This window comes from Serinicoccus sp. JS2-9, from assembly GCF_059025165.1.
In genome coordinates this window covers 1,860,495-1,886,634 of sequence record NZ_CM180091.1, presented here as the reverse complement: position 1 = coordinate 1,886,634, position 26,140 = coordinate 1,860,495, and the positions used below count along the sequence as shown (strand labels likewise).

30 protein-coding genes are annotated in these 26,140 nt (G+C 72.9%); 12 read left to right on the top strand and 18 right to left on the bottom strand.

The annotated features are described in order from the left end of the window. Positions 1-52 precede the first annotated feature (52 nt). From AC5PYY_RS09315 to AC5PYY_RS09305, 3 genes are read left to right on the top strand one after another with little or no spacing between them, the layout of a single operon-like run. Positions 53-799, top strand: a complete 747-nt coding sequence (locus tag AC5PYY_RS09315; RefSeq protein ID WP_493896540.1) for a TIGR03089 family protein — start codon at positions 53-55, stop codon at positions 797-799. Between the two features lie 10 nt (positions 800-809). Beyond that, positions 810-1,622: a CoA transferase subunit A gene (locus tag AC5PYY_RS09310; protein WP_493896539.1), complete on the top strand. Its 813-nt coding sequence runs from the start codon at positions 810-812 to the stop codon at positions 1,620-1,622. A 3-nt stretch (positions 1,623-1,625) separates the two neighbouring features. Then, complete coding sequence (locus AC5PYY_RS09305; RefSeq protein ID WP_493896538.1) at positions 1,626-2,300, top strand: 3-oxoacid CoA-transferase subunit B; 675 nt, start codon at positions 1,626-1,628, stop codon at positions 2,298-2,300. Positions 2,301-2,321: 21 nt separating this feature from the next. Here AC5PYY_RS09305 and AC5PYY_RS09300 read toward each other — a convergent pair whose 3' ends face one another. Then, positions 2,322-3,278, bottom strand: coding sequence for a glycosyltransferase family 2 protein (locus AC5PYY_RS09300; RefSeq protein ID WP_493896537.1), 957 nt, complete (start codon positions 3,276-3,278; stop codon positions 2,322-2,324). A 79-nt stretch (positions 3,279-3,357) separates the two neighbouring features. On the opposite strand from AC5PYY_RS09300, the gene AC5PYY_RS09295 reads away from it, so the two are divergent. Further along, entirely contained in the window at positions 3,358-4,569 is a 1,212-nt protein-coding gene (locus tag AC5PYY_RS09295; RefSeq protein WP_493896536.1) for an LCP family protein, read from the top strand. Between the two features lie 40 nt (positions 4,570-4,609). After that, on the top strand, positions 4,610-6,286 hold the full coding sequence (locus AC5PYY_RS09290) for a serine/threonine-protein kinase (protein ID WP_493896535.1): 1,677 nt from the start codon (positions 4,610-4,612) through the stop codon (positions 6,284-6,286). A 21-nt stretch (positions 6,287-6,307) separates the two neighbouring features. Here the strand turns inward: AC5PYY_RS09290 and AC5PYY_RS09285 are convergent, their stop codons facing one another. From AC5PYY_RS09285 to AC5PYY_RS09275, 3 genes are read right to left on the bottom strand one after another with little or no spacing between them, the layout of a single operon-like run. Next, entirely contained in the window at positions 6,308-7,468 is a 1,161-nt protein-coding gene (locus AC5PYY_RS09285) for an acyl-CoA dehydrogenase family protein (RefSeq protein WP_493896534.1), read from the bottom strand. A 34-nt stretch (positions 7,469-7,502) separates the two neighbouring features. Next, positions 7,503-7,991 carry a 5-(carboxyamino)imidazole ribonucleotide mutase gene (gene purE / locus AC5PYY_RS09280; protein WP_493899353.1) on the bottom strand — a complete coding sequence of 163 codons (489 nt, stop codon included), beginning with the start codon at positions 7,989-7,991 and terminating at the stop codon, positions 7,503-7,505. 47 nt (positions 7,992-8,038) lie between these two features. Beyond that, positions 8,039-9,265, bottom strand: coding sequence for a 5-(carboxyamino)imidazole ribonucleotide synthase (locus tag AC5PYY_RS09275; RefSeq protein WP_493896533.1), 1,227 nt, complete (start codon positions 9,263-9,265; stop codon positions 8,039-8,041). A gap of 42 nt (positions 9,266-9,307) precedes the next feature. Here AC5PYY_RS09275 and AC5PYY_RS09270 point away from each other — a divergent pair, with 42 nt between their 5' ends. Then, positions 9,308-9,838, top strand: a complete 531-nt coding sequence (locus AC5PYY_RS09270) for a GtrA family protein (protein ID WP_493896532.1) — start codon at positions 9,308-9,310, stop codon at positions 9,836-9,838. Here AC5PYY_RS09270 and AC5PYY_RS09265 read toward each other — a convergent pair. Genes AC5PYY_RS09265 through AC5PYY_RS09250 form a run of 4 tightly spaced genes read right to left on the bottom strand, consistent with a single transcriptional unit; the run spans position 9,811 to position 13,218 of the window. Continuing rightward, a complete protein-coding gene (locus tag AC5PYY_RS09265) occupies positions 9,811-10,875 on the bottom strand; it encodes a sensor histidine kinase (RefSeq protein WP_493896531.1) in 1,065 nt (354 codons plus the stop codon). The two genes, AC5PYY_RS09270 and AC5PYY_RS09265, sit on opposite strands and share 28 nt — an antisense overlap. An 11-nt stretch (positions 10,876-10,886) precedes the next feature. Further along, positions 10,887-11,612, bottom strand: a complete 726-nt coding sequence (locus AC5PYY_RS09260) for a response regulator transcription factor (RefSeq protein WP_493896530.1) — start codon at positions 11,610-11,612, stop codon at positions 10,887-10,889. Positions 11,613-11,658: 46 nt separating this feature from the next. After that, positions 11,659-12,456 carry an enoyl-CoA hydratase-related protein gene (locus AC5PYY_RS09255; RefSeq protein ID WP_493896529.1) on the bottom strand — a complete coding sequence of 266 codons (798 nt, stop codon included), beginning with the start codon at positions 12,454-12,456 and terminating at the stop codon, positions 11,659-11,661. A 9-nt stretch (positions 12,457-12,465) separates the two neighbouring features. Beyond that, positions 12,466-13,218, bottom strand: coding sequence for a biotin--[acetyl-CoA-carboxylase] ligase (locus tag AC5PYY_RS09250; RefSeq protein ID WP_493896528.1), 753 nt, complete (start codon positions 13,216-13,218; stop codon positions 12,466-12,468). Between the two features lie 23 nt (positions 13,219-13,241). Here AC5PYY_RS09250 and AC5PYY_RS09245 point away from each other — a divergent pair, with 23 nt between their 5' ends. Both AC5PYY_RS09245 and AC5PYY_RS09240 read left to right on the top strand, forming a co-directional pair. Further along, on the top strand, positions 13,242-14,873 hold the full coding sequence (locus AC5PYY_RS09245; RefSeq protein WP_493896527.1) for an acyl-CoA carboxylase subunit beta: 1,632 nt from the start codon (positions 13,242-13,244) through the stop codon (positions 14,871-14,873). Further along, positions 14,870-15,094, top strand: coding sequence for an acyl-CoA carboxylase epsilon subunit (locus AC5PYY_RS09240; protein ID WP_493896526.1), 225 nt, complete (start codon positions 14,870-14,872; stop codon positions 15,092-15,094). Before AC5PYY_RS09245 ends, AC5PYY_RS09240 begins: the two co-directional genes overlap by 4 nt. A gap of 16 nt (positions 15,095-15,110) precedes the next feature. Here AC5PYY_RS09240 and AC5PYY_RS09235 read toward each other — a convergent pair whose 3' ends face one another. The 3 genes from AC5PYY_RS09235 to AC5PYY_RS09225 form a co-directional block, all read right to left on the bottom strand. Next, on the bottom strand, positions 15,111-16,580 hold the full coding sequence (locus tag AC5PYY_RS09235) for a sodium/glutamate symporter (protein WP_493896525.1): 1,470 nt from the start codon (positions 16,578-16,580) through the stop codon (positions 15,111-15,113). Positions 16,581-16,680: 100 nt separating this feature from the next. Further along, a complete protein-coding gene (locus AC5PYY_RS09230) occupies positions 16,681-16,806 on the bottom strand; it encodes a hypothetical protein (protein WP_493896524.1) in 126 nt (41 codons plus the stop codon). A 45-nt stretch (positions 16,807-16,851) separates the two neighbouring features. Further along, complete coding sequence (locus tag AC5PYY_RS09225) at positions 16,852-17,115, bottom strand: hypothetical protein (protein WP_493896523.1); 264 nt, start codon at positions 17,113-17,115, stop codon at positions 16,852-16,854. A 70-nt stretch (positions 17,116-17,185) separates the two neighbouring features. On the opposite strand from AC5PYY_RS09225, the gene AC5PYY_RS09220 reads away from it, so the two are divergent. Next, positions 17,186-17,323, top strand: coding sequence for a hypothetical protein (locus AC5PYY_RS09220; protein ID WP_493896522.1), 138 nt, complete (start codon positions 17,186-17,188; stop codon positions 17,321-17,323). A gap of 70 nt (positions 17,324-17,393) precedes the next feature. Further along, a complete protein-coding gene (locus tag AC5PYY_RS09215; protein WP_493896521.1) occupies positions 17,394-19,085 on the top strand; it encodes a DUF885 domain-containing protein in 1,692 nt (563 codons plus the stop codon). A gap of 3 nt (positions 19,086-19,088) precedes the next feature. Here AC5PYY_RS09215 and AC5PYY_RS09210 read toward each other — a convergent pair whose 3' ends face one another. Further along, a complete protein-coding gene (locus AC5PYY_RS09210) occupies positions 19,089-19,625 on the bottom strand; it encodes a DUF1697 domain-containing protein (RefSeq protein ID WP_493896520.1) in 537 nt (178 codons plus the stop codon). A gap of 84 nt (positions 19,626-19,709) precedes the next feature. Between AC5PYY_RS09210 and AC5PYY_RS09205 the strand changes: the two genes are divergently transcribed. Beyond that, positions 19,710-20,333 carry a Maf family protein gene (locus AC5PYY_RS09205; RefSeq protein WP_493896519.1) on the top strand — a complete coding sequence of 208 codons (624 nt, stop codon included), beginning with the start codon at positions 19,710-19,712 and terminating at the stop codon, positions 20,331-20,333. Here AC5PYY_RS09205 and AC5PYY_RS09200 read toward each other — a convergent pair. Next, positions 20,323-20,868, bottom strand: coding sequence for a hypothetical protein (locus tag AC5PYY_RS09200; protein ID WP_493896518.1), 546 nt, complete (start codon positions 20,866-20,868; stop codon positions 20,323-20,325). The two genes, AC5PYY_RS09205 and AC5PYY_RS09200, sit on opposite strands and share 11 nt — an antisense overlap. Before the next feature lie 159 nt (positions 20,869-21,027). On the opposite strand from AC5PYY_RS09200, the gene AC5PYY_RS09195 reads away from it, so the two are divergent. Then, the gene (locus AC5PYY_RS09195; RefSeq protein WP_493896517.1) at positions 21,028-21,984 is read left to right on the top strand and encodes an NAD-dependent epimerase/dehydratase family protein; all 957 of its coding nucleotides are present in this window, start codon (positions 21,028-21,030) and stop codon (positions 21,982-21,984) included. A gap of 141 nt (positions 21,985-22,125) precedes the next feature. On the opposite strand, the gene paaE is transcribed toward AC5PYY_RS09195, so the two are convergent. The 5 genes from paaE to paaA form a co-directional block, all read right to left on the bottom strand. Beyond that, complete coding sequence (paaE, locus tag AC5PYY_RS09190; protein ID WP_493896516.1) at positions 22,126-23,247, bottom strand: 1,2-phenylacetyl-CoA epoxidase subunit PaaE; 1,122 nt, start codon at positions 23,245-23,247, stop codon at positions 22,126-22,128. A 152-nt stretch (positions 23,248-23,399) separates the two neighbouring features. Continuing rightward, entirely contained in the window at positions 23,400-23,942 is a 543-nt protein-coding gene (gene paaD, locus AC5PYY_RS09185; protein ID WP_493896515.1) for a 1,2-phenylacetyl-CoA epoxidase subunit PaaD, read from the bottom strand. After that, the gene (gene paaC, locus AC5PYY_RS09180) at positions 23,939-24,706 is read right to left on the bottom strand and encodes a 1,2-phenylacetyl-CoA epoxidase subunit PaaC (protein ID WP_493896514.1); all 768 of its coding nucleotides are present in this window, start codon (positions 24,704-24,706) and stop codon (positions 23,939-23,941) included. The genes paaD and paaC overlap by 4 nt, the downstream gene beginning before the upstream one ends. Continuing rightward, positions 24,703-24,999, bottom strand: a complete 297-nt coding sequence (gene paaB, locus AC5PYY_RS09175; RefSeq protein ID WP_493896513.1) for a 1,2-phenylacetyl-CoA epoxidase subunit PaaB — start codon at positions 24,997-24,999, stop codon at positions 24,703-24,705. The genes paaC and paaB overlap by 4 nt, the downstream gene beginning before the upstream one ends. Next, a complete protein-coding gene (paaA, locus tag AC5PYY_RS09170; protein ID WP_493896512.1) occupies positions 24,996-26,057 on the bottom strand; it encodes a 1,2-phenylacetyl-CoA epoxidase subunit PaaA in 1,062 nt (353 codons plus the stop codon). The genes paaB and paaA overlap by 4 nt, the downstream gene beginning before the upstream one ends. Positions 26,058-26,140 lie beyond the last annotated feature (83 nt).

The window sequence follows — 26,140 nt, the reverse complement described above, 5'->3', positions numbered from 1 at the left end:
AGCCTGCCCCGGTCACTGCTCCGGCCGCAACACGACCCGTTAGCGTGGGTCCGTGCAGCTCCCCTCCGAGGTCCTGGTCGCGGCCGTCGCCGCCGACCCGACGCGACCGGCCCTGACCTACTACGACGACACCTCCGGGTCCGCCGGGGAGCGCATCGAGATCTCCCGCAAGGTGCTCCGGACCTGGACCGCCAAGGCCGCCAACGCGCTCCAGGAGGGGCTGGACGTCCAGCCCGGATCGGTGGTGCTCGTCGACCTGCCCGCGCCGCACTGGCGGCTGGCCTACTGGGCGTTGGCCGTCTGGTCCGTCGGGGCGACCCTCACCGTCGACGCCCACGAGGGCGCGGACGTGCTCGTCACCGCCGACCCCGACAGCGAGATCGCCGACGACTGCGACGAGGTCGTCGCCGTGGCGCTCCCGGGTCTGGCCCGGGTCTTCGAGGGCGAGCTGCGCTCAGGGGTCATGGACGAGGCCGCCGAGCTGTCCAGCTTCGCCGACGACTTCACCGCCTGGGACGAGGTCGAGGGCGCCGACGTGGCCCTCGTGACCCAGGGCGACCGCGTGGACTACGAGGCCCTGCTCGACGGCCTCGCCCCCCTGCCGGAGGGAGCCCGCACGCTGCTCACCAGCACCGACCCGGGCCTCTTCGTACGCCAGGTCCTCCAGGTGCTGGCCACCGGCGGTTCCGCGGTCCTCGTGCGGGGACCAGCTCCGGCGACGGACGACTCGCGGCTGGTCGCCGAGGGGGTCGACCACCGCCCGGGGGCCGCAGGGGAGGCCTCCACCGCAGGCCGGTAACCTCACCGGCATGGACAAGGTCGTCACTTCCGCAGCCGAGGCGCTCGAGGGGCTTACCGACGGCATGACCGTCACCGTGGGCGGGTTCGGGCTCGCCGGTATCCCCACGGTCCTCATCGAGCAGGTCCTGGAGAAGGGCACCGCCGAGCTCGAGGTCGTCTCCAACAACTGCGGCGTGGACGGCGCCGGGCTGGGCCTGCTGCTCGGCGCCGGGCGCATCCGCCGGGTCATCGCCTCCTACGTCGGGGAGAACAAGGAGTTCGCCCGGCAGTACCTCTCCGGCGAGCTCGAGGTCGAGCTCACCCCGCAGGGCACCCTCGCGGAGAAGATGCGCGCCGGTGGCGCGGGCATCCCGGCCTTCTTCACCCCCACCGGCGTCGGTTCCCAGGTGTCCGAGGGGGGTATGCCGTGGCGCTACGACAGCGAGGGCGCGGTGGTGAAGGAGTCGCCGGCGAAGGAGACGCGCGAGTTCACCGTCCGGGACCAGACCCGCGACTACGTGCTTGAGCACTCGATCTTCGCCGACTTCGGCCTCGTCCGCGCCGCGAAGGGCGACCGGCACGGCAACCTCGTCTTCAACCAGTCCGCCCGCAACTTCAACCCGCTCTGCGCGATGAGCGCGGGCGTCGCGGTCGCCGAGGTCGAGGAGCTGGTCGAGCCCGGCGAGATCGACCCCGACGAGGTGCACCTGCCCGGCATCTACGTCCAGCGGGTCCTGGCGCTCAGCCCGGAGCAGGCCGCCGCCAAGGACATCGAGAAGCGCACCACCCGGGGGGCTCGGCCCGCCGGACAGCCCGCAGCCGACGCCACCCAGGAGGCCTGAGCCATGGCACTGACCCGTGAGGAGATGGCGGCGCGCGCCGCCGCGGAACTGCACGACGGCGACTACGTCAACCTGGGCATCGGGATGCCCACGCTCGTGCCGAACTACGTCCCGGACGACGTCGAGCTGGTCCTGCAGTCCGAGAACGGCATCCTCGGCGTCGGCCCCTACCCCTTCGACGGCGAGGAGGAGGCCGACCTCATCAACGCCGGCAAGGAGACCGTGACGGTCCGGCCCGGCGCGAGCTTCTTCGACTCGGCCACCAGCTTCGGCATGATCCGCGGCGGCAAGGTCGACGCTGCCATCCTCGGGGCCATGCAGGTGTCCGCCGCGGGCGACATCGCCAACTGGATGATCCCCGGCAAGATGGTCAAGGGCATGGGCGGCGCCATGGACCTCGTCATGGGCGCCAAGAAGGTCGTGGTCCTCATGGACCACGTCGCCAAGGACGGCTCCTTCAAGATCGTCGACGAGTGCGACCTGCCGATCACCGGCCTCCAGGTCGTGCAGCGCATCATCACCGACCTGGCGGTCATCGACATCACGCCGGAGGGCCTGGTGCTCCGGGAGGTGGCCCCGGGCGTCAGCGTCGAGGAGGTCGTCGAGAAGACGCAGCCGCCGCTGACGGTCGCCGTCGACGAGCCCACTCCCGAGCCCCAGGCCCCCACCGAGGGCTGAGCCGGCCGCTCCCCCGCGCGCTCAGCGGGACGGCCCGCGCAGAAAACCCACACCCCAGGTCAGGTGCATGGTCGCGAGCACCGCGGGCATCCGCGCCACGACACCCGCAGCCCGGCCGCGGGCGACCCAGGCGCCGCCGACGGTGACGGCGGCGGCATACCCCAGCGGCAGCACCCACAGCGGCCGCCAGGCGAGCCCGCCCACGGCCCCTGCCGCGATGAGCGCCACGGCGACCGGCGGCGCGAGATAGCGCGCGTTGACCGACTCCGGGTGCGCCCGCACCACCTGACGGCGCCACTGCCCGCTGCCGTAGAACTGGCGCGCCAGGTCGCGGAAGGTCGAGCGCGGCCGATAGCTCACCGTGAGCTCCGGGGTGAACCAGACCGTGCCTCCGGCCGCCCGGATGCGGTGGTTCATCTCCCAGTCCTGGGCCCGGGTGTAGGCCGGGTCGTAGCCGCCGACCCGCTCCAGCCAGTCGCGGCGGAAGACCCCGAGGAAGACGGTGTCGGCCGGTCCGGCCTCGCCGCCGGTGTGGAACCGCTCGCTGCCCATGCCCAGCGGCGAGCGCATGGCGAGGGCCACCGCCTCCTGCATGTCGCCGGTCCCCTCGGCGAGCATGATGCCGCCGACGTTGGCGGCACCGGTCTCCTCCAGCAGCTCGACCGCGCGCCGGATGTAGCCCTCGCTCAGCTCGCCGTGCCCGTCCATCCGGACGACGACGTCGTGCGCGCTCGCGGCGATCGCGGCGTTGAGCCCGTCGGGGGTGCGGCCGGTCGGGTTGTCGACGACGACGACGCGCGGGTCCGCCGCGGCCAGCCGGTCGGCGACCTCGCGGGTCCGGTCGCGGCTCGGTCCGACCGCGAGCACCACCTCGAGGCCGCCGGGGTAGGTCTGGGCGAGCACCGAGCGCACCGCCCCCTCCAGGTGCTGCTCCTCGTTGAGGATCGGCATGATCACGGAGACGGGCGGGTAGTCCACCCGGGCGAGGCTACCCGCCCGCGGCACCCCGACGAGCCTCCCAGGGCTCGGCAAGGTCGAGGCCGTAGGCTGTCTGATCGTGCCGAACCACCCCGAGGACGACTGGACCCGCCCCCTGCCCCGCACCCCGCGCGAGGGTCGCGGGTCGGGCAGCGAGCCGACCCAGCACGTCCCGCAGGGCGGGCGCAGGTATGCCGACGAGCAGGGCTACGACGTCCGCGGCGGGTACGACGACGAGCGGGGCTATGGCGACAGCGGCGGGTATGACGATCGCGGCGACTACCGGCCCGCGCCGCGTGGCGGGGGGCGGGGTCGCCCGCCCCGACCTCGCCGACCGCGCTACGGCATCCGCCGCGTCGTCGCCTTCCTCGCCTTCCTCGTCGTGGCCTACCTCGTGTCGATGATCGTCGTCGTCGCACTGGTGTGGGGCAGCATCAACCGCGTCGACGCCACCCCGGACGCCTCCGACCGCCCCTCCGCGGCCAGCGGCGACACCTACCTCCTCGTCGGGACGGACAGCCGCGAGGAGTTGACCGAGCAGCAGCAGAGCGACTTCGGCACCGGCTTCACCGAGGGCCATCGGGCCGACACCGTCATGCTGCTCAACGTCCCCACCCTCGGCGACCCGACGCTCGTGAGCCTCCCGCGCGACAGCTACGTCGAGATCCGTGACCAGGGCTGGGACAAGCTCAACTCCGCGCACTCCTCCGGCGGGCCCGAGCTCCTCGTCGACACCGTGGAGCGGGCCACCGGGCTCCCGATCGACGGCTACATGGAGATCGGCTTCGGCGGCTTCGTCGACGTGGTCGACGGCGTGGGCGGGGTAGAGATGTGCCTGGACGAGGCGATCCAGGACGACCGGGCGCACATCGACCTCCCCGCCGGGTGCCAGGAGCTCGGCGGCGAGGAGGCCCTGGGCTACGTGCGGATGCGCTACAGCGACCCGCGGGGCGACATCGGGCGGGTCGAGCGCCAGCGCGAGTTCCTCTCCGCCCTCGTGGACCGCATGGCCACGCCGCAGACGGTCTTCGTGCCGTGGCGGCTCTACGACGTAGGCACGGCCACCGGGGGTGCGATCCGCCTGGGCGAGGACACCTCGATGGTCGAGGCCGGGCGGCTGGCCTGGGCGATGCGGGCCGTGGCCTCCGGCTCCGGCAACTCGGTGACCGTCCCGGTGGCCGACGCCAACTACCAGACCGGGGTGGGCAGCGCGGTGCTGTGGGACGAGCAGGGCGCCACCCAGCTCTTCACGGCGTTGCGCCAGGGTCAGGCCATCACGGTCGAGCCGTAGTCGGCCGCCCGCCGACTACCCTGTGCCCACGGAGGTGACCATGCCCGACAGCCACAGCGACGAGACCCGCCGGGACTCCGGCTCCCCCGGAGAGCCCGAGACCACGCGGGAGACGCCCGTGGGTGAGGACCCCACGCTGGTCGCCGGGCGCTATCGCATCGTGCGCACGCTGGGTCGTGGTGGCGGGGGTCAGGTCTGGCTCGCGACCGACGAGAACCTCGGCCGCCAGGTCGCGCTCAAGCGGGTCGCGGGTGAGACCGACGCCGAGGTCCTGCTCAACCGCGGGTTTCGCGAGGCACGCACCAGCGCGACGCTGGCGCACCAGCACGTCGTCCGGGTCTACGACGCCTTCGAGCACGAGGGGTCGCCGTGGATCGTCATGGAGTACGTCGACGGGCACTCCCTCGCCGAGCTCATCGCGGACGGCGCGCGGCTCCCCGTGGCGCAGGTCGCCTCGATCGGCGCGCAGCTCGCCACCGCCCTGGCCGCCGCGCACCGGGCCGGCATCCTGCACCGCGACGTCAAGCCGGCCAACGTGCTGCTCGCCGGTGAGTCGGGTCGCGACGCCAAGCTCACGGATTTCGGCATCGCCCGCGCCGACGAGGACCCGCAGCTCACCCGCACCGGCTTCGTCTCCGGCACCGCGGTCTACTTCTCCCCCGAGCTCGCGCGCGGTGAGGACCCGAGCACCGCCTCCGACGTGTGGGCCCTGGGCGCGACCCTCTATGCCGCGGTCGAGGGCGAACGCCCCTTCCCCGAGCGCCCCAACGCCGTCGCCCAGCTGCACACCATCGCGGGCGGGCAGGTCCGCCCGCCCCAGCACGCCGGGGCCCTGGAGCCCGTGCTCGCCGGCATGATGGATCCGGACCCCCGGGCCCGCTGGGACGCCGCCCACGCGGCCCGCGAACTGGACTCGGTCGCGCGGGGTGGCGACAGCGACACCGCTGCCGCACCGCGCGGCGGCGGGCCCACCGCCGTGGCCGGAGGCGTGGCGAGCGGGGCCGAGGCGCATACCGAGCAGGTGCCGCAGGCCGACCCCACCCGCACCTTCGCGCGCACTCGGGGAAGCGCCCAGCCGCCACCTGCGGCGCCGCCGCCGGGCGCGTCGCCCGCAGGGGCGAGGCCGGCGGGCGAGGCACCGTCGCGCCGCTCCTACGCCGCCACCGACCGGCCGCGTCGTGCGGCACCGCGCCGCGGGACCTGGCTCGGGTGGCTCGCGGCGATCCCGCTGCTCGCCCTGCTCGGCTGGCTCGTGTGGACGATCGCGACCGGCTCGGGCCCCGGCCTCGGCGGAGGCGACGACGCGAGCCAGGACAGCGGGCAGGTCGACACCAGCCCGGTGGGCGCCGCCGAGGCGGAGCAATTCGTCGAGGACTTCTACGCCACCCTCGAGAGCGACGGGTATGCCGCCGCCCGGGAGAGCATGAGCGCGGACGCCTGGCTCGCGAGCGACATCGCCGAGGGCCTGGGCGACGTGAGCGTCAGCGAGGTGCAGGCCACCGAGTCGGGCGACGGCACCGCGCAGGTGAGCGCGGTCGTGAGCTACGCCTACGGCTCGGTCATCACCCAGGACGAGACACTGGGTGTCGCCCGCGCCGAGGACGGCGGCCTGCTCATCGTCAGCCGCGAGGCGATCCCCCGGGAGGGCGGGACCGACGACAGCGGTGACGACGGCGACGACCAGGGTGACGACGACGCCGCCTCCGAGGACGGCTGAGCCGGCCCGGCGACGGCCGGGTCAGCCCTGGAGCAGCTGCCGGCCCATGACGAGGCGCTGGATCTGGTTGGTGCCCTCGTAGATCTGGGTGATCTTGGCGTCGCGCATCATGCGCTCGACCGGGAAGTCCTTGGTGTAGCCGTAGCCGCCGAGCAGCTGGACCGCGTCGGTGGTGACCTCCATCGCCACGTCCGAGGCGAAGCATTTGGCGGCCGCGCCGAAGAACGGCAGGTCGGCGTCGCCGCGCTCGGACTTGGCCGCGGCGACGTAGACCATCTGCCGGGCGGCCTCGAGCTTCATCCCCATGTCGGCGAGCATGAACTGCACGCCCTGGAAGTCGGCGATCGCCTTGCCGAACTGCTGCCGCTCCTTGACGTAGCCGAGGGCGAAGTCCAGCGCCCCCTGGGCGATGCCCACGGCCTGGGCGCCGATCGTCACGCGGGTGTGGTCGAGGGTGCGCAGGGCGATCTTCAGGCCCTCCCCTCGGCCACCGACCATGCGGTCACCGGGGATGGTGCAGTGGTCGAAGTGCAGCTCGCGGGTGGGGCTGCCCTTGATGCCGAGCTTCTTCTCCGGCGCGCCGAACGTGAAGCCCTCGTCCTCCTTCTCGACCACGAAGGCGGTGACGTTGCGCCCCCGCGGGCCATCCAGGTCGGTGACGGCCATGACGGTGTAGAACTCGCTCACGCCGGCGTTGGTGATCCACGACTTCTGCCCGTTGAGGACGAACGACCCGTCGCCCTGCTCCTCGGCCTTGCACGACATCCCGGCGGTGTCCGAGCCCGCCCCCGCCTCGGAGAGGCCGTAGGAGAACATCGCCTCGCCCCGGGCCACCGCGGGCAGGTAGCGGGACTTGACCTCCTCGCTCGCGGCGAGGATGAGCGGCATGGTGCCGAGCTTGTTGACCGCCGGGATGAGCGAGCTGCTGGCGCAGGCCCGCGCGACCTCCTCGATGACGATGCAGGTCGCGAGCGCGTCGGCGCCGACGCCGTCGTAGTCCTCGGCGATGTGGGGGGCGTGGAAGTCGGTCGCGACGAGGGCCTTCAACGCCTCGTCCGGGAAGCGGCTCTCCTCGTCGACCGCCGCGGCGTGCGGCGCGATCTGCTCGTCGGCCACCTCACGGACGGCCTCGCGCAGGGCCTCGTGGTCCTCGTTGATCCGGAACAGGTCGAACTCGCTCATGGCGGAAGCCTAACGCGCGCGTCAACCGGAGGGGTCAGTCCGTCGCCCGGCGCTCCCGCAGCTTCTCGCCCTTGGCGTGGGCCTGCTCGCGCAGGTCGTCGGCGAAGGTCGCCAGCTGCTCGCGCCACCGGGCGGCCCGGTCACCCTCCCCCGCGGCGAGCATCCGCACCGCGAGCAGCCCGGCGTTGCGGGCCCCCGCCACCGAGACCGTGGCCACCGGGATGCCCGCGGGCATCTGCACGATCGAGAGCAGCGAGTCCATGCCGTCCAGGTGCTTCAGCGGCACGGGGACGCCGATGACCGGCAGCACGGTCACCGAGGCGAGCATGCCCGGCAGGTGCGCCGCTCCCCCGGCGCCGGCGATGACGACCCGCAGTCCGCGGTCGGCGGCGGAGCGGCCGTAGTCGATCATCTCGGTCGGCATCCGGTGCGCCGAGACGACGTCGGCCTCGTAGGGCACGCCGAACTCCTCCAGCGCGAGCGCGGCCGCCTCCATGACCGGCCAGTCGCTGTCGCTGCCCATGACCAGGCCGACGAGCGGCCGGTCGGCACCCTGCTGCGGCTGCGTGCTCACTCGGTCACCACTCCTTGGAGGTAGTCGGCGGCATGGGTCGCGCGCTCGCGCAGAGCGGCCAACTGGTCGTCGCCCGCGTCATCTGTGCTGCACACGGTGACGTGCCCGAGCTTGCGGCCCGGGCGCACGCCCTTGCCGTAGAGGTGGATCTTCAGCCCGGGGTCGCGGGCCATGAGGTGCTTGTAGGTGCCGTAGAGCTCGGGGAAGTCGCCACCGAGCACGTTGGCCGAGGCGGTCCACCGGGCCCGGGCCGAGGGGTCGCCGAGCGGCAGGTCGAGCACGGCCCGCAGGTGCTGCTCGAACTGGCTGGTCACCGCGCCGTCGATGCTCCAGTGGCCGCTGTTGTGCGGGCGCATCGCGAGCTCGTTGACGAGGTATGCAGCAGCACCCGTCGTCGGATCCGTCACCTCGAAGACCTCGACCGCCATGACCCCGGTCACGCCCAGCTCACCGGCGATGCGCAGGGCGCCCTCCGCGAGCGCGGCGGCCAGGTCGTCGTCCAGGCCGGGGGCCGGGGCGAGGACCTCGGTGTTGATCCCGCCGGCCTGCACGGTCTCCACGACCGGCCAGGTCGCCGCCTGCCCCGACGGGCTGCGGCCCACCATGATCGACAGCTCACGGGAGAAGTCCACGGCCTCCTCCAGCAGCACGCCGTCGGCGAGACCACCGGTGCCGACCTCGGTCAGCCACGGCTGCACGTCGGCGAGCGAGCGGCATACCAGGACTCCCTTGCCGTCGTAGCCGCCGCGGGGAGCCTTGGCGACCAGGGGCCACCCCACCTGCTCCGCGAAGGCCTCCACGTCCGCCGCGGTGCGCGCCTGCGCCCAGCGCGGGCAGGGCAGGCCGAGCTCGGTGAGGCGGCGGCGCATGGCGAGCTTGTCCTGCGCGAAGACCAGGGCCTGGGGGCTCGGGTGGAGCTGCACACCCTCCTCCTGCAGCGCCAGCAGCACCTCCTGCGGGACGTGCTCGTGGTCGAAGGTGACGACGTCACAGGCGGCGGCGAACTCCCGCACCGCCGCCAGGTCGGTGTGCTCGCCCACCGGGCTGTGCGGAACGACGAGCGCTGCGCTGGCCGTCTCCGACTCCGAGAGGACCGAGAGCGTGATCGCCAGGCCCACCGCAGGCGGCTGGCACATCCGGGCGAGCTGGCCGCCGCCGACGATGCCGACGACGGGGAAGCCTCCTTCGGCGCGGGTCGGGGTGGAGGGGATCGCTGCGGTCACCCGCGCAAGCCTACCCAGGGGCGCGGCCTAGACTGCCGCCCTGTGGGAACCCCTCCGAGCGCCGGTCTGATCGCCCGTGCCCGGGCGACCTACCAGGTCCTCGTGGCCGAGCTCGCGAAGTTCGGCACCGTGGGTGCCCTGGCCTTCGTCCTCGACACGGCGCTCTACAACATCCTCGTCTTCGGCGTCCCGGGCCTGCTCGAGGGACCGATGGACGGCTCGCCGCTGTGGGGCAAGACCGTCGCGACCTCGGGGGCCACCATCTTCTCCTGGCTCGGCAACCGGCTGTGGACCTTCCGCCACCGGCGCAGCGAGCCGGTGGCCCACGAGTTCGGCCTCTTCGTCGTCTTCAACGTCATCGGGCTGGGCATCGCGCTCGCCTGTCTCGGCTTCTCCCGCTACGTCCTCGGGCTGGAGAGCCAGCTCGCCGACAACATCGCCGGCAACGGCGTCGGCCTGGTCCTCGGCACGCTCTTCCGGTTCTGGGCCTACCGCCGCTTCGTCTTCCGCGGCGAGCTGGAGCTGGACGGCCGGCCGCGGCGCGGTCACGGCGTCGTCGCGAGGGGCAGGTAGCAGGCGAAGACCGGGGGCGTGGACTCCACCAGCTCCAGCCGACCGCCGAGCGACTCGGCCGTCTCCCGGGCGACGGCCAGCCCCAGCCCGGTGCCCTGCCCCGTCGTCTGACCGCGGTCGAAGATGGTGCGCGCCAGGTCGCGCGGGATACCCGGGCCCTCGTCGCCCACCGTGAAGACGGCGGACGGGCCGGAGCGGGCGACGTGGACCCGCACCCGCCCGTGCCCGTGCACCAGGGCGTTCTCGACCAAGGTGTTGAGCACCTGCGACAGCGCCGAGGCGCTGGCCTCGACGATGACGCCGCGCTCGCAGGTCAGCTCGATCGACCGGGCGGCCTCCTCGAAGGCCGGCGTCCACTCCTCGTCCAGCCCGGCGAGCACCGCGTCCGCCGCGCTGACGGCCCCGCCCGAGGCGTGCCCGGCGCGGGTGCGCTGCAGCAGCTCGTCGACCACCCCGGTGAGCCGCTCGACCTGGCCGATGGCGATCTCGGCCTCCGTGCGGGCCACGGCGGCGTCGTCGGACTGGGCGATCTCCTCCAGCCGCAGCAGCAGCGCCGCGAGCGGGGTCCTCAGCTGGTGCGAGGCGTCCGCGGCGAAGGACCGCTCGAAGACCAGCGCCCGGGCGAAGGTGCTGTGGTGCCGGTCGACCTCGCGGGCGACCGCGTCGATCTCGGCGATCCCGGCCTTCCACGGCTCGGGCTCGACCAGGCGCCCCGGTCGCGCCTCGGGGTCGAGCGCGAAACCGCCGGAGGCGAGCTCGTCGGTCCGGTGCGCGAGCAGCCGCAGCGGCCCGGCGACCCGCTCCGAGGCCCGGTCGGCCAGGGACCGCGCCGTGGGCACCCCGATGAGCGCCACGAGCGCCGCGGTGACGAGCAGCACGAGCAGCAGCACCCAGTCGGGCAGCGCGCCACCGCCGGCGTCCCAGCGGGCGGCCTGCACCTCCCGCAGCACCCAGGCGGCCAGACCGCCGAGGAGCAGGGCCAGGCCCGCCAGGGTGAGCACGATGCGCACCGACAGCTCGCGGAGCACGGACCGCATGGCGCGCGTCCCTAGGCCTCGGTGGAGGCGTCGTCGGGACCCTCACGGTCGTCGTCGCTCCCGGGGTCGTTCTGGAAGCGGAAGCCGACGCCCCGGACGGTGACGATGTGGCGCGGGTTGTGCGCGTCGTCACCGATCTTGCGGCGCAGCACCGAGACGTGCATGTCCAGCGTCTTGGTGGAGCCGAACCACGTGTCCCAGACCTCCCGCATGAGGACCTCGCGGGAGACGACGCGGCCCTCCTCGCGCATGAGCACCCGCAGCAGGTCGAACTCCTTGGTGGTGAGCCGGACCTCGCGGTCGTGGACGAAGACCCGACGCGCCTGGATGTCCATTCGCAGCGAGGCGCCGGACGGCCTCGGGGCCGCGCCGGGGCCGCGGCGCAGGAGAGCGCGGACCCGCGCCAGCAGCTCCCCGAGCCGGAAGGGCTTGGTGACGTAGTCGTCCGCGCCGGCGTCCAGGCCCACGACGGTGTCCACCTCCTCGGTGCGCGCGGTGAGCATGAGCACCGGCATGCGCACGCCCGCGTCGCGCAGCGACCGGCAGACCTCCACGCCGTCGAGCAGGGGCAGCCCCAGGTCGAGGACGAGCAGGTCGTGGCCGGGCTCCCCGACCGCCTCCGACAGCGCGGCACGCCCGTCGGGGGCCAGGGTCACCTCGTAGCCCTCCCTGCGCAGGGCGCGGGCGAGCGGCTCCGAGATCGTGGGGTCGTCCTCGGCGAGCAGGACTCTGGTCACGGCGTCTCCTCCTCCCGCACCCGGGGTGGCCAGTATGCGGCGTGTGTCAACGCCCCGGCCACTGCGGTGCGCGCTTCTCGGCGAAGGCGGCGACTCCTTCCGCGCGGTCGCCGCTGAAGGCCGTCGCCCGCCAGGCGCCGTCCTCGATCTCCAGGCCGGCGGCCAGGTCGGTGCCCATGCCCATCCGCATCGCGCGCTTGGCGTTGCGCACCGCGACCGGGCTGTTGCCGGCGATGGTCGCGGCGAGCTCCAGAGCCCGCTCGCGCGCTGTGCCGGGCCCGACCAGCTCGTCGACGACCCCCAGGTCGTGGGCCTCCGGGGCCGCGAGCCGCCGGGCGGTGAAGATCATCGACGCCGCCCGGGACCAGCCGACCCGCCGGGTCAGCAGCTGGGTGCCCCCACCGCCGGGGATGACGCCGACGCCGACCTCGGGCAGCGCGAACGTCGCCCCCTCGCCCGCGACCACCAGGTCGCAGGACAGGGCGAGCTCCATACCTCCCCCGAGGGCGAAGCCCTCGACGGCGGCGATCGCGGGGACCGGCAGGTCCAGGACGCCGCGGTAGGCGAGCTTGGAGATAAGCCGGTGGTCCATCATCTGGGCGTCGGTGAAACCGTTGCGCTCCTTGAGGTCGGCGCCGACGCAGAAGGCCCGCTCGTGGCTGCTCGTGAGCACCACCGCGCGGACGGTGGCGTCGGCCGCCAGCTCGGCGGTCGCGGCGGTGATCTCCTCGGCGAAGGCCGTGGAGACGGCGTTCATCGCCGCCGGCCGGTCCAGGGTCAGCTCCACCACGTGCCCCTCGGCGCCGGGGTGACGGGTCAGCTGCAGCATCGTCCGTGCGTCCATGAGGGCAGGCTACTGGGGGCGCACGTGCTCGACGTCGCCCGCATGGTGGACGCCACGTCCACCCTGGGATCCCTCGACCACGAGGGCGCCGTCCTCGTCGACCGACACCGCCCGCCCCTCGGTGCGGCCGCCGTCCGGGCGGAGCACGGCGACGCGCCGCCCCAGCGTGCTGCAGGCGTCGAGGTATGCCGTCCGCACCGGTTCGCGGTCCTCCTGCTCGAGACCGGCGTGCCAGGTCGCGAGGTGGCGCAGGTAGTCCTCGAGGAAGGCCTCACGCGCGCCGTCGGGCAGCACCGCGCCCCCGCGCGCCAGCCGCCACGAGGTCGCCGTGGGCACCGGAAGCTGGTCGGCCTCGTGGTCGACGTTGACCCCGGCACCGACGACCACCGCCCCCGTGGCGGCGACCTGGGTGAGGATGCCGCAGATCTTGCCGGGGCGCGGACCGGACTCCAGCAGCACGTCGTTGGGCCACTTGAGCACGGCGCTGACCGGCCAGCGGCTGTCGGCGAGCGCCGACCGGACCGCCAGGCCCGCGGCGAGCGGGACCCAGCCGGCCACGACCGACGGGACGGGCGGGAGGACCGCGCTGATCGCCATACCGGTGCCGGGAGGGGACTCCCAGACCCGGCCACGACGCCCGAGCCCGGCCGACTGGTGCTCGGCGACGACCACCCGACCCGGGCGCGGATCGGCCAGCGCCTCGGTGTTGGTCGAGCCGAGGCTGTCGTGCCACTCCGGCGTGGCCCAGGGCTGACGTCGCATGCCGTCAAGGCTAAGTTGTGTGCATGACCGACAGCGACACCGTCAGCGCCGGCGCCGACGATCACGACGCGCCCGGGCCCGACCTGCGCACCACGTCGGGGCGGCTCGAGGACTACCGCGCCCGGGTGGACGACGCCGTCCACGCCGGCTCGGCCAAGGCCGTCGAGAAGCAGCACGCCAAGGGCAAGATGACCGCCCGGGAGCGGATCGAGGCCCTGCTCGACGAGGGGAGCTTCACCGAGCTCGACGCCTTCGCGAGGCACCGGTCCACCGCCTTCGGCCAGGAGAAGAACCGGCCCTACGGCGACGGGGTCGTCACCGGCTACGGCACCGTCGACGGTCGCCCGATCGCGGTCTTCGCCCAGGACTTCACCGTCTTCGGCGGCTCGCTCGGCGAGGTCTTCGGCGAGAAGATCGTCAAGGTCATGGATCTGGCGATGAAGATCGGCTGCCCGGTGGTCGGCATCAACGACTCCGGCGGTGCGCGGATCCAGGAGGGCGTGGTCGCGCTCGGTCTCTACGCCGAGATCTTCAAGCGCAACGTGCACGCCTCCGGCGTCATCCCGCAGATCTCCCTGGTCCTCGGCCCGTGCGCGGGTGGTGCGGTCTACTCCCCCGCGATCACTGACTTCGTCGTCATGGTCGACCAGACCTCGCACATGTTCATCACCGGCCCGGACGTCATCAAGACGGTGACCGGCGAGGACGTGACCTTCGAGGAGCTCGGCGGGGCGCGCACCCACAACTCCACCTCTGGCGTGGCGCACTACATGGGCAGCGACGAGGACGACGCGATCGACTACGTCAAGGAGCTCCTGGGCTACCTGCCGCAGAACAACCTCGAGGACGCGCCCGCCTACGACGAGGAGCCGGACGAGGAGGTCGGCGCCGACGACGAGAAGCTCAGCACGCTGGTCCCGGACTCCGCAGGGGTGCCCTACGACATCAAGACCGCGATCACGACCGTGCTCGACGACGGCGAGTTCCTCGAGGTGCAGGAGCTCTTCGCCCCCAACATCTGCGTCGGCTTCGGCCGGGTCGAGGGGCGCTCGGTCGGCGTGGTGGCCAACCAGCCGATGCAGCTGGCGGGCACGCTCGACATCGACGCCTCCGAGAAGGCCGCGCGCTTCGTGCGCACCTGCGACGCCTTCAACATCCCGATCCTCACCTTCGTCGACGTCCCGGGCTTCCTGCCGGGCACGGACCAGGAGTTCGGCGGCATCATCCGCCGTGGCGCCAAGCTGCTCTACGCCTACGCCGAGGCCACCGTGCCGCTGGTCACGGTCATCACCCGCAAGGCCTACGGCGGCGCCTACGACGTCATGGGGTCCAAGCACCTCGGGGCCGACATCAACCTGGCCTGGCCCACCGCGCAGATCGCCGTCATGGGCGCGCAGGGCGCGGCCAACATCCTCTACCGCAAGCAGCTGCAGGAGGTCGCGAACGCCGGAGGCGACGTCGAGGCCGAGCGCGCGAAGCGGATCCAGGAGTATGAAGACACGCTCGCCAACCCCTACATCGCCGCCGAGCGTGGCTACGTGGATGCGGTGATCGAGCCCTCGCACACCCGGGTCGAGGTGGCGCGGGCACTGCGGCACCTGCGCTCGAAGCGGTCCAACCGGGCTCCGCGCAAGCACGGGAACATCCCGCTGTGAGCGGCGACCAGCCGGTGGTGCGCGTGGTGCGCGGCAACCCCACGCCCGAGCAGGTGGCGGCCCTCACCGCTGTGCTGGCCGCGGCCTCGGACGGTGAGGCGGCCGCGTCCGGTGACGGCGCGCGGCGCCCCAGCACCCTGTGGACCGCCCGGGCCCGCTTCGCCCGGCCCCGGCCGGCCGTGGGGCCGGACGGCTGGCGCGCCTCCGCGCTGCCGCGCTGACGCAGCCGCGCCGGCGTCAGCCGGTGGTGACGGCGTCCGCGCCCTCCTCACCCTGGCGGCGCAGCTCTTCGCGCTCGGCGGTCGCGCGCGGCCGGAAGATGAACCACCCGGCGGCGAGGGCGACGAGGAAGAGCACGAGCATGACGGAGAAGAACGGCCAGGGGCCGGAGAGGAAGATGATCGGCACCGCCAGGGCGGTGACCAGCCCGCCGCCGAAGAACGGCTCGAAGACCAGCTGCTTGTAGCCGAACGCCTCGAAGGCGGGGCTCTCGGCGTCCGGGTCGGTGATCCGCATGAGGATGAGACCGGTCGCCGTGACCCCCATCGACTGCCCGAAGTCGCCGATGCCGCGCTCGAACCAGTAGCGGCCGATGATGCGGGGGGCGAACCAGAGGAACAGCCCGACGTTGAGCGCGATGCCGCAGACCGCCAGCAGCAGGAAGGACCAGATGTTGGCGCCGATGGCCTCCAGCGAGAGGGTGGCGATGGCCGCGACGATGAGGAAGTCCAGCGCCCATCCCTGGATCCGCAGCATGATCTGGTGGTCGATGAGGTGGTCCACCCCGGCCCGGGCCGCCACGGCCTGGATGAGCACACCGCCGAGCAGCGCCAACGGGAAGAGCGGCACGTAGGCGAAGATCTCCAGCGGCGTCTCGTCGTTGAGCAGGATGGTGCCGTAGGTCTGCGCCTCGATCCAGCGTAGGCCCTCCAGCACGCACCAGCCCAGCAGGATCGCGACCGACACCAGGGCCATGTGCAGCGAGAGCGGCTCCACCGAGGAGGGGCGGCTGGTCATCGTGCCGGCCGGGTAGTGCTCGTCCTTGCGGAACAGGCCCTTCTGCTCCTCGACCGACGCCTTGACGTCACCGGTGAGGATCTCGGTGCGTCCGGTGCGGACCCCCCAGTTGATGAGGGCGATGCCAATGACGATGCCGGCCACGATCCCGATCGTGGCGATGCCCACCGCCAGGTCGGCGCCCTCCTCGTAGCCGATCTCCTCCAGCACCGGCCGCATGCCGGCCGCGGTGCCGTGGCCACCCTCGAAGCCCATCTCGATGAGCGCCCCCGCCATCGGCTCGGCGGCGAAGAGGGGCACGAGCACCAGCGCCGCGAGGAGCAGTCCCACGACATACTGCCCGGAGCCCATCGCCACGCCGAGGGCCAGCTGCGGCCCGACGAGCTTGCCGGCCCGTTTCGGTGTCGGGAGGTCCTGGCCCAGGAACATCGTGGCGAAGACGACGCTGATGAGCAGGCCGGGCAGGGCTCCCCAGACCTCGAGCATCGATCCCGTGAACAGGCCGTTCTCCGGGACCGCGCCGATCCGGCCGAGCACCTGCGGCCCGAGCAGGAGCAGCAGGAAGCCGCCGATGATCGAGCTCGGGAGGAAGAGCTTCTGCACCCACCCGACCTTGACCCGGATGACCTTGCCCAGCAGCAGGAACAGTCCCAGGATGATGAGTGCGAACCCGATCTGGTCCGGTGACATCAGATGCCTCCCCACGCGACGTGATCCGCACACCCTGGCACACAGGGGCAGCGGGCGCCATGGCAGCGTTCCTGGGCTCCTGTCCCTGGCGCCGCGTGGCTCAGGCGCGCTGCCGCTCCAGCCGCCGGGCCAGGGGGTCGTGGAAGCGCGCCGGAAGGCACCGGGCCGCGACCACCTGCTCCGCGGCGGCCATGTCGCCCATCGCGGCGGCGAACGCGGTCCGCATGGTGACCCCGTGCCCCGGGGCGGGATCCAGCGCGATCGTGGGCGGTCATGACCCCAGTGTCCCGGTATGCCGAAGCGCCACCGCGAAGACCCGGCGGAAGGGGAGCACCACGCCGGCGTCGGTGCGGGGGTAGGCCGCGCGCAGCGCCGCCCGGAACTCCTCGGCGAAGTCTTGCCGCAGGTCGTCCGGCAGCGCCTGGAGCGCCGGCCGGGTCGTGCGAGGCTGGGCTGGCGATCCCTTCGAGATGGGCGGCGTAGGGGGCGCGACCCGCCGGCTCGCGCCGCAGCGTGTGGCTCGGCTCGTCGACATTCCCGGGCACGGTCATCGCGAGCACGCCACCGGGCCTGATGCGGGCGACGAGATCCGCCAGCAGCGTCAGGTGCCCCGCCACCCACTGGAGCGTGGCCGTGGTGACGCCGAGGTCGACTGGATCGTCGTCGTCCCGGGCCCATGCGACGAGATCGGTGACCTCGGCGTCCGCCTCCGGCGGTCCCGCTCCGCGGCATACCGGGTGTAGTGCGCGGGGTCCCAGGTGTCGGCGGCGGTCATGCCGCCACCATCCCCGAAGCGTTCGGTACGTTGCTCTGGTGACCACCAGCGCGAGCAGCCGTGACCTGACCGACATCGACCGCATCGCCGAGGCGCATCTGGACGCCGCGGTGGCCCTGAGCCCGCTGGAGGCGACCTACCTCGGCGTCGCCGGGCAGGACCACGCCATCGACGACCTGTCCATCGAGGGGCTGCGGGCGAGTCGTGACCTGGCCGCAGAGACACTCCAGCTGCTGGACGGGGCCTCGCCGGTCGACGACACCGACCGGGTCACCGCGGCGGCGCTGCGCGAGCGGCTCGGGCTCGAGGTGGAGTCGCTCGATCTCGTGCTCGCCGGGGAGGCACCGGTGGAGCTCAACGTCATCGCCTCGGCGCCGCAGGCGGTCCGCGACATCTTCGACCTCATGGCCAAGGACACCGAGGCGCACTGGGAGACCCTCATCGCGCGGCTGGAGGCCGTGCCGACGGCGATCGAGCAGTACCTCTCCGCGCTGCGCTGGTCCGCCGGCCAGGGCCAGGTGGCGCCGCTGCGCCAGGTCCGCGCGGTCGCCGAGCAGTGCCGTGACCAGTCCGGGGAGGAGGCGAGCAGCTTCGATGCGCTGACCGACGAGAGCGCCGGTCAGCCGGAGCCGATCCGCACCCACCTCGCGAGCGCCGTGGACGGTGCCAAGCGCGCCTTCGGTGCGCTCGCGGCATACCTGACCGACGAGCTCGCGCCACAGGCGCCGGAGTCGGACGCCTGCGGCCAGGAGCGTTACCGGCTGCACTCGCGCAGCTTCCTCGGCGCCGACATCGACCTGGAGGAGACCTACCGCTGGGGCCAGGAGGAGCTGGCGCGGATCACCGCGATGATGGAACAGACGGCCGAGCAGATCCGGCCGGGTGCCAGCGTCAAGGAGGCCGTCGCGATCCTCGACGAGGATCCGCGCTATGTGCTGGAGGGCACCGACGCGCTCCGCGAGTGGATGCAGGAGCGGGCCGACGCCGCGGTCGCGGAGCTGACCGACACGCAGTTCGACGTGCCGGAGCCGGTCCGGCGGATCGAGTGCATGATCGCGCCGAGCCAGACCGGGGGCATCTACTACACCGGACCGAGCGAGGACTTCTCCCGCCCGGGCCGGATGTGGTGGTCGGTGCCCAAGGGCGTCACGCGCTTCTCCACCTGGCGGGAGCTGACGACGGTCTACCACGAGGGCGTGCCCGGGCACCACCTGCAGATCGGACAGACGGTCTACCGCTCCGAGCTGCTCAACCGCTGGCGGCGGCTGGCGTCGTGGACCTCCGGGCACGGCGAGGGATGGGCGCTGTATGCCGAGTGGCTCATGGCGGACCTGGGCTACATGGACGACCCGGGCAACCGGATGGGCCTGCTCGGCGGCCAGTCGCTGCGGGCGGCCCGCGTGGTCATCGACATCGGCGTGCACTGCGGTTTCGAGGCGCCGGCCGAGGTCGGTGGAGGGATGTGGACCTACGACAAGGCGTGGCAGTTCCTCACCACCCACGCGCACGAGAACGAGGAGTCGCTGCGCTTCGAACTGGACCGCTACCTCGGCTGGCCGGGGCAGGCGCCGAGCTACAAGATCGGCGAGCGCCTGTGGCTGGAGCTGCGCGAGGAGTGCCGCCGCCGGGAGGGTGAGGACTTCGACCTCACCGCCTTCCACCGGCGGGCGCTGGACATCGGGGGCGTCGGGCTGGACACGCTCCGGGCGGCGGTGCTGGGCGAGCTCTGAGCCTCAGCACCACTGCTGCGCGATCGCCCGGATCACCCGGGCGTTGCGCGTCGTGGCCACGGTGCCCCCCAGGACCTTCTCGACCGCATCGTTGCTCAGCGACGCGCCGTGAAAGGTGTCGCCGATGAGCAGGTGGGCCGCGCGACCACGGATGACCAGACGCTCTCCGCCGTCGCCGAGGCGCTCGGCATCGGCCCGCTGCTGCGCCGACACCTCGGTCTTGAGCAGGCAGACGTGGTGCTGGCCGGAGTGCCCCGCGCCGAGCTCGTCGACGTCGGCCACGAGATCCAGGAACTCCGGGACGGCATACGTGATCGTCGGCACCGCGAAACCCCGGTCGGCGAGGTAGGCGGACTCGAGCACCCCCTCGAGGCGCCGCCGCGAGCGCAGGCGCGTCTGCAGGCGCACGTTGCCGGTGTTGATGTGCGTGGCGACGTCGGTGCAGCCGGCCGCGGTGGTCACCCGCACGATGTCGTCCTTGCCGAACTTCCGCCGGGCGCCGAGGTTGATCGCGCGGAGGAAGGCGAGGTATGCCGTCACCCGCCCGATCCTGCCACCTCACGCCGACCGGCCGCACGGTCTGCGCCCGGGCACCGCCGATCCCGGGCCACTAGGCTGAGCCCCGTGATCCCTCTGGTCCTCGCCTCCGCGTCCCCGGCCCGCCACACGACGCTGACCAGGGCCGGCGTGCATCCCGAGGTGCTCGTCTCCGGGGTCGACGAGGACGCCGTCATCGACGCGGCCCAGGAGCAGCACGGCGAGCTCGACGCCGCCGATGTCGCGCTCACCCTGGCCCGGGCCAAGGCGGAGCAGGTCAGCCGCGACCACGACCTCGACGCCCTGGTGCTCGGGTGCGACTCCGTCCTCGAGCTGGACGGCGAGATCCACGGCAAGCCGCACTGCTCCCAGACCGCCATCGAGCGGTGGCAGCGCATGCGCGGGCGCAGCGGCACGCTGCATACCGGTCACTGGCTCATCGACGACCGGGTGAGCGGCAGCGCCGCCACCCTCGGGGCGACCGCCTCGACGGTGGTCCACTTCGCCGACCTCTCCGACGCCGAGATCGCGCACTACGTCGCGACCGGAGAGCCGCTGCACGTCGCCGGGGCCTTCACCGTCGACGGCCTCGGCGGTCCCTACGTGACGGGCATCGAGGGCGACTACCACGCGGTCGTCGGCCTCAGCCTGCCGCTGCTGCGAAACCTGCTCGGCCAGCTCGACCTGCACTGGCACGACCTCACCGACTGACCGGGTCCGGCCAGCCGCACAGGTGGCCGATCCACGCCAGGGTCACCCACCGGCCCTGCAGCCGGAGACTCGGCTGGCCGGGTGGGCCCTGCAGCTCCAGCGACCAGCGCGCCAGCGGATCCCTGCTCCGCCTGCGACCCGGCAGCGGCCCGCCTCTGCGTGCGTCGACGACCCGCCACTGCGCCAGGACCGCGCCTGGCACGGAGGGGCCGGCCGGGGCTCCGCCCAGCTGCTCCCGCAGGCTGCGACCGGGCACCAGCTCCAGCCGGTCCGCGAAAGTCAGCACGTCCCAGGAGTCGTCCTCCTCCAGGGTCGTCAGGACCGCCGGAGGCACGGTCATCCGGGCGCCGGGTCGGCGCGGCACGCGCAGCCGCGCCAGCCCCCACCAGTCTCCCGGCATCCACACGCCGTCGAGCCCGGAGTCGACGTCCCAGGCGAGCTCCGACAGCGCCGTGAGCCGACGCCACAGCCCGACCCTGCCCACCGGCCAGCTCACCACGTCCGCGATCCTGCGCCCGCCGTACGCCCTCGTCATCCGCTCCCCTCCCTCGCGCGCTCCCGTCTGCGGCAGCGCTGCCGTCCACCCGGGGCGGGTCGGTGCCGCGACACCGAGCCTAGGCGCCCGGAGGCGGCCACGACCGTCGTCCACAGGTGGGCCGCTGCTCCCGCGTGGGCGATGGCCTAGCGTGCCCCCATGCCCGCCCACGCCCTCGTCCTCGGTGGCACCGGGAGCCTGTGGCTCGCCGCCCTGCACCTGGCCCGCACCGGGTGGTCGGTGACCGTGACCGGACGGGACCCGGCCCACCTGCCCCCGAGCGCAGCGGAGTTCGGCATCCGGTTCGCCGCCGTCGACCGGGACGACGCAGCCGCGACCGCGCGGTTGGTGAGAGACGGTGTCGACCTGCTGGTGGACGGCCAGGGTTACCGCCCCCACCAGGCCCGTGGACTGGCCGAGCTGTCCCGCCGGTGCGGCGGCACGGCATACCTCTCGGCCAAGGCGGTCTATGTCGACGCCCGGGGCCACCACCTCAACTCTCCCGCGGGCATCGACCTCCCCGGACCGGTCCCGGAGTCCACCCCCACGATGGGCTGGTCCGGCCAGGGGGTGCGCTCGGCCGCGGGCTACGGCGCGGGCAAGGCGGAGTCCGAGCGTGTCCTGCTCGAGCGCGGCGAGCGGGTGAGCGTGCTCCGCCCCAGCAAGATCCACGGGCCCTGGGTCCGACAGCTCCGGACGCCACCGGTGCTCGACCTCGTCGCGCCGGGCCCGCCACCGAAGGAGGTCGTGGTCGACCGGCCCGAGATCCTCGAGTCCACGACCTCGGCGGAGGTGCTGGCCCGGACCGTGCTCGCCTGCGCCACCGCGCCGGGCCAGCGGGTCCTCAACGTCGCCGACGCCGGCCCGCGTCCAGCGGGCGAGCTGGCCCAGGAGGTATGGCGTGCCGCCGGCGTCTCTCCCGTCCCCCGTGTGGTGGCGGCACCCTCGGGCACGGCGGGCTCATCCTCGCTGCGGCAGTCTGTCGCCCTGCCCTGGCGGGTGCCGATGGTCCTGGACACGGCCGCCGTGTTCGACCTGGGCGTCGCGCTGCCCACCTTCGCCGAGACGGCGTGGATGGAGGTCGAGTGGGTGCTGCGCCAGCGCGGCCGGGCCTGAGACCGAGGTGTGCTCGGTGTCGCTTCGTGATACTGAATGCGTGCTGCCTGATACGTGCTGCGCGCTGCACGTCTGGGCGTGCGACACGCCGCAGAGCACCTCTGCCCTGTGCACGACACGCCGGGTGGCGTCGCTCGTCCCTCAGGCGTCGTAGTCGATGGTGACCTGCTCGCTCACCGGGTGCGACTGGCACATGAGCCGGTAGCCGCGCTCGACCTCGTCCGGCTCGAGCGCGTAGTTGCGCTCCATCCGGACCTCACCGTCGACGACCTTGGCGCGGCAGGTGCCGCACACGCCGCCGGTGCAGGAGAAGGGCGCATCGGGGCGCTCACGCAGGGTGGCCGCGAGGATCGTCTCGGCCCGGGTCGGCATCGGCACCGTCGTCGTCCGGCCGTCGAGGGTCACGGTCGCGACTGCCTCTGGTGGCGCACCGGGGTCGCGAGGCGCGGCGTCGGAGTCGGCGACCGGTGCGCCGGCGTCGTCGACGTGGAAGACCTCGTGGTGCACGTGCTCCGGGTCGGCTCCGCGCTCGGCGAGCACCTGCTGGGCAGTCTCGACCAGGCCCAGCGGACCGCATAGGTACCACTCGTCGACCTCGTCCTCCGGGATGAAGGTCGCGAGCAGCTCCTCGAACTTGTCCCGGTCGATGCGGCCGGTGAGCAGCGCGGCGTCCTGCGCCTCGCGCGAGAGCACGTTGAGGAGGGTGAACCGACCGGGGAAGCGGTTCTTGAGGTCCATCAGCTCCTCGAGAAACATGATGCTGTCGGTCCGGCGGTTGCCGAAGACCAACGTCACCCGGGAGCCCGGCTCCTCCTCCAGGACGGTCGTCAGCAGCGAGAGCACCGGCGTGATGCCGGACCCGGCGGCGACCCCGACGTGGTGCTTCGTGGCGGTGGGGTCGGTGGGGCAGGTGAAGGAGCCCATCGGGGTCATGACCTGCAGGGTGTCGCCGGCACTGACGTGCTCCTGCAGCCAGCTCGACATCACGCCTCCGGGCACGTGCGCCGAGGCGACCCGGACCTCGCCGGACTCCTGCGACTGCCCGCGGGAGATGCAGCACGAGTAGGACCGGCGGGCGTCCTCACCGTCGATGGTCGCCCGCAACGTGAGGTGCTGGCCCGGCTCGAACCGGAACTCCTCGCGCAGCTCCTCCGGCACGGCGAAGCTGATGGCGACCGCCTCGTCGGTCAACCGGTCCACCCGGCTCACGGTGAGGTCGTGGAAGGTCGCCCGGCGGCGGGTCGGCTGCTGAATCAGGCTCAACGAATCGCTCCTGTCGGGGTCTGGGGCGGAGCCCCAGCTGCGGGGGTGGATGGGGGCGGAGCCCCAGCCACGGGGAACAGGTGGTCGGGTCGGTCGGGGTCTGGGGCGGAGCCCCAGCTGCGGGGGGACCCGGGGGCGGAGCCCCCGGGCGATCAGATCGTCTTGAACTCGTCGAACGGCTCGCGGCAGGACCGGCAGCGGCGCAGCGCCTTGCACGCGGTGGAGCCGAAGCGCGCGACCTCCTCGGTGTCGTCGGAGCCGCACTGCGGGCAGGCCACCACGCGCTGCTGCAGGGTCAGCCCGACCGGACCAGAGGTATGCGCCCGCTCGCCGGTCGGCGGGGCGATCCCGAAGCGGCGCAGCTTGTCGCGGCCCGCCTCGCTCATCCAGTCCGTGGTCCAGGCCGGGGAGAGCTGGGTCACGACCTCCACGGGTATGCCGTGGCGCCGCCCGGCCTCGACGACGCCCTCGGCCATGGCGTGCATCGCCGGGCACCCCGAGTAGGTCGGCGTGATCGTCACCCGGAGGTGGCGTCCTGACCGCCCGTCAGCGCGATCGACCCACTCGGTCTCCCGGATCACGCCCAGGTCGTCGATCGTGATGACCGGGATCTCGGGGTCGGGGACCTCCCGCACGGCGCGCTCGACGCGCTCCTCCCGGCTGACCAGATCGGCGCCGGTCAGCGAGGCGCTCACCACGTCGCGCCCGGGTGGCTGCGGTGGATGTGCTGCATCTCGGCGAGCAGGTAGCCCATCGTCTCGGAGTGGAGGCCCTCACGCCCGCCGCGCGCGTGCCAGCGGGGCGGGTCGGGCATCGTCAGCGTCGCCTGGGCGAGCACGCCCGCGACGTGGTCGTTGACGGCCCCGGTGAGGCTGGAGGGCAGCACGCCGATCCCCTGCTCGCTGGCCCAGCGGGCGGCGTCGTGGTCCTCGCCCAGCTCGGCGACATAGGGGTGCACCGCCTCCAGCGCGGCCTGCATCCGGGCGTGGCTCTCCTCGGTGCCGTCACCGAGCCGTAGCACCCACTGGGTCGCGTGGTCACGGTGGTAGTCGACCTCCTTGACGGCCTTCTGCGCGACGGCGAGGAGGGTGTCGTCCGCCGAGGGCAGGCGCACCAGACGCGCATACAGCTCGCACTGATAGCTGGAGAACCACAGCAGCCGCGCCATCTCGTGCGCGAAGTCGCCGCGCGGCTGCTCGACCAGCTGGACGTTGCGGAACTCGCGCTCGTCGCGCAGCATCGCGAGGTCGTCCTCGTCGCGCACCGGCGTCGCACCCTCCACCTCGCCGGCGTGGGTGAGCAGCGCACGCGCCTGACCGATGAGGTCGAGGCCGACGTTGCCGAGGGCCATGTCCTCCTCGATCTGCGGGGCGTGGGTCAGCCACTCCCCCAGCCGCTGGGCGTAGATGAGCGCATCGTCACCGAGGCCGAGCAGGTAGTGGGCATGATGCTCGCTCACAGGTACTCCACGTCCTCCGGCACGTCGTAGAAGGTCGGGTGGCGGTAGACCTTGTCCGCGGCCGGGTCGAAGAAGCTGTCCCGCTCGTCCGGGCTGGACGCGGTGATGGCCTCGGAGGCGACGACCCAGAGCGAGACGCCCTCCTGCCGCCGGGTGTAGAGGTCGCGCGCGTTACGCAGCGCCATCTCCTCGTCCGGGGCGTGCAGCGAGCCGGCGTGCACGTGCGCCAACCCGCGCTTGGCCCGGACGAAGACCTCCCAGAGCGGCCAGCCCTGCGCGTTCTCCCCGCTCACGCGACCTCCTCGGCGCCGGTGCCGGCGGCGTGCTTCGCGGCATACGCGGCGGCGGCCTCGCGCACCCACGCGCCCTCCTCGTGCGCGGCGACCCGGGTGCGGATCCGCTGCTCGTTGCAGGGCCCGTCGCCCTTGAGCACGCGCCAGAACTCGTCCCAGTCGATCGCGCCGAAGTCCCAGTGGCCGCGCTCCTCGTTCCACCGCAGGTCCGGGTCCGGCAGGGTGAGCCCGAGCTTCTGGGCCTGGGGCACGGTCATGTCGATGAACTTCTGCCGCAGGTCGTCGTTGGAGAAGCGCTTGATGCCCCACGCCATGCTCTGCGCGGTATGCCCGTTGCTGGCGGCCTCGCCCGAGTCCGGTGGGCCGAACATCATCAGCGCCGGCCACCACCAGCGGTCCGCCGCGTCCTGCGCCATCGCCTTCTGCTCCTCGGTGCCCCGGGCGAGGACCCACAGGATCTCGAAGCCCTGCCGCTGGTGGAAGGACTCCTCCTTGCACACGCGGATCATCGCGCGGGCGTAGGGGCCGTAGGAGCAGCGGCACAGCGGCACCTGGTTCATGATCGCGGCGCCGTCGACGAGCCAGCCGATCGCGCCCACGTCCGCCCAGGTCAGCGTGGGGTAGTTGAAGATCGAGGAGTACTTCTGCTTCCCCGCGTGCAGCTTGTCCAGCAACTCGGAACGGTCCACCCCGAGGGTCTCCGCGGCGGAGTAGAGGTAGAGCCCGTGCCCGGCCTCGTCCTGGACCTTGGCCATGAGGATGGCCTTGCGGCGCAGGCTCGGCGCCCGGCTGATCCAGTTGCCCTCAGGCTGCATCCCGATGATCTCGGAGTGCGCGTGCTGCGCGATCTGCCGGATGAGGGTCGCGCGGTAGGCCTCGGGCATGGCGTCTCGAGGCTCGATCCGTTGATCGTCCTGCACCAGGCGGTCGAAGTACGCGAGGTGTTCGGCGAGCGCCTCGGTGTAGTCCTCGGTCTCGGCGGCGTTCAGCGGCGTCGGCACCTGTGCCGAGGCCGCCGTGTCCGCATCGTCTCCCTGCGCGAAGTCGTTGCCGTACATGACACCAGTGTGCCAGAGATGCGCTCCGTTGTATAACGCTGGATGCGTCATTCGACGTATGAAGTGTCACAGATGCCCAGGAT

Excerpts from the sequence above, each read along its gene's own strand:
- AC5PYY_RS09310 (WP_493896539.1), top strand. The coding sequence starts at position 810 with ATGGACAAGGTCGTCACTTCCGCAGCCGAGGCGCTCGAGGGGCTTACC.
- AC5PYY_RS09305 (WP_493896538.1), top strand. The coding sequence starts at position 1,626 with ATGGCACTGACCCGTGAGGAGATGGCGGCGCGCGCCGCCGCGGAACTG.
- AC5PYY_RS09290 (WP_493896535.1), top strand. The coding sequence starts at position 4,610 with ATGCCCGACAGCCACAGCGACGAGACCCGCCGGGACTCCGGCTCCCCC.
- AC5PYY_RS09285 (WP_493896534.1), bottom strand. The coding sequence starts at position 7,468 with ATGAGCGAGTTCGACCTGTTCCGGATCAACGAGGACCACGAGGCCCTG.
- purE (WP_493899353.1), bottom strand. The coding sequence starts at position 7,991 with ATGGGCAGCGACAGCGACTGGCCGGTCATGGAGGCGGCCGCGCTCGCG.
- AC5PYY_RS09265 (WP_493896531.1), bottom strand. The coding sequence starts at position 10,875 with ATGCGGTCCGTGCTCCGCGAGCTGTCGGTGCGCATCGTGCTCACCCTG.
- AC5PYY_RS09255 (WP_493896529.1), bottom strand. The coding sequence starts at position 12,456 with ATGGACGCACGGACGATGCTGCAGCTGACCCGTCACCCCGGCGCCGAG.
- AC5PYY_RS09250 (WP_493896528.1), bottom strand. The coding sequence starts at position 13,218 with ATGCGACGTCAGCCCTGGGCCACGCCGGAGTGGCACGACAGCCTCGGC.
- AC5PYY_RS09245 (WP_493896527.1), top strand. The coding sequence starts at position 13,242 with ATGACCGACAGCGACACCGTCAGCGCCGGCGCCGACGATCACGACGCG.
- AC5PYY_RS09235 (WP_493896525.1), bottom strand. The coding sequence starts at position 16,580 with ATGTCACCGGACCAGATCGGGTTCGCACTCATCATCCTGGGACTGTTC.
- AC5PYY_RS09230 (WP_493896524.1), bottom strand. The coding sequence starts at position 16,806 with ATGCGGACCGCGTTCGCCGCCGCGATGGGCGACATGGCCGCCGCGGAG.
- AC5PYY_RS09225 (WP_493896523.1), bottom strand. The coding sequence starts at position 17,115 with ATGTCGACGAGCCGAGCCACACGCTGCGGCGCGAGCCGGCGGGTCGCG.
- AC5PYY_RS09200 (WP_493896518.1), bottom strand. The coding sequence starts at position 20,868 with ATGACGAGGGCGTACGGCGGGCGCAGGATCGCGGACGTGGTGAGCTGG.
- AC5PYY_RS09195 (WP_493896517.1), top strand. The coding sequence starts at position 21,028 with ATGCCCGCCCACGCCCTCGTCCTCGGTGGCACCGGGAGCCTGTGGCTC.
- paaA (WP_493896512.1), bottom strand. The coding sequence starts at position 26,057 with ATGTACGGCAACGACTTCGCGCAGGGAGACGATGCGGACACGGCGGCC.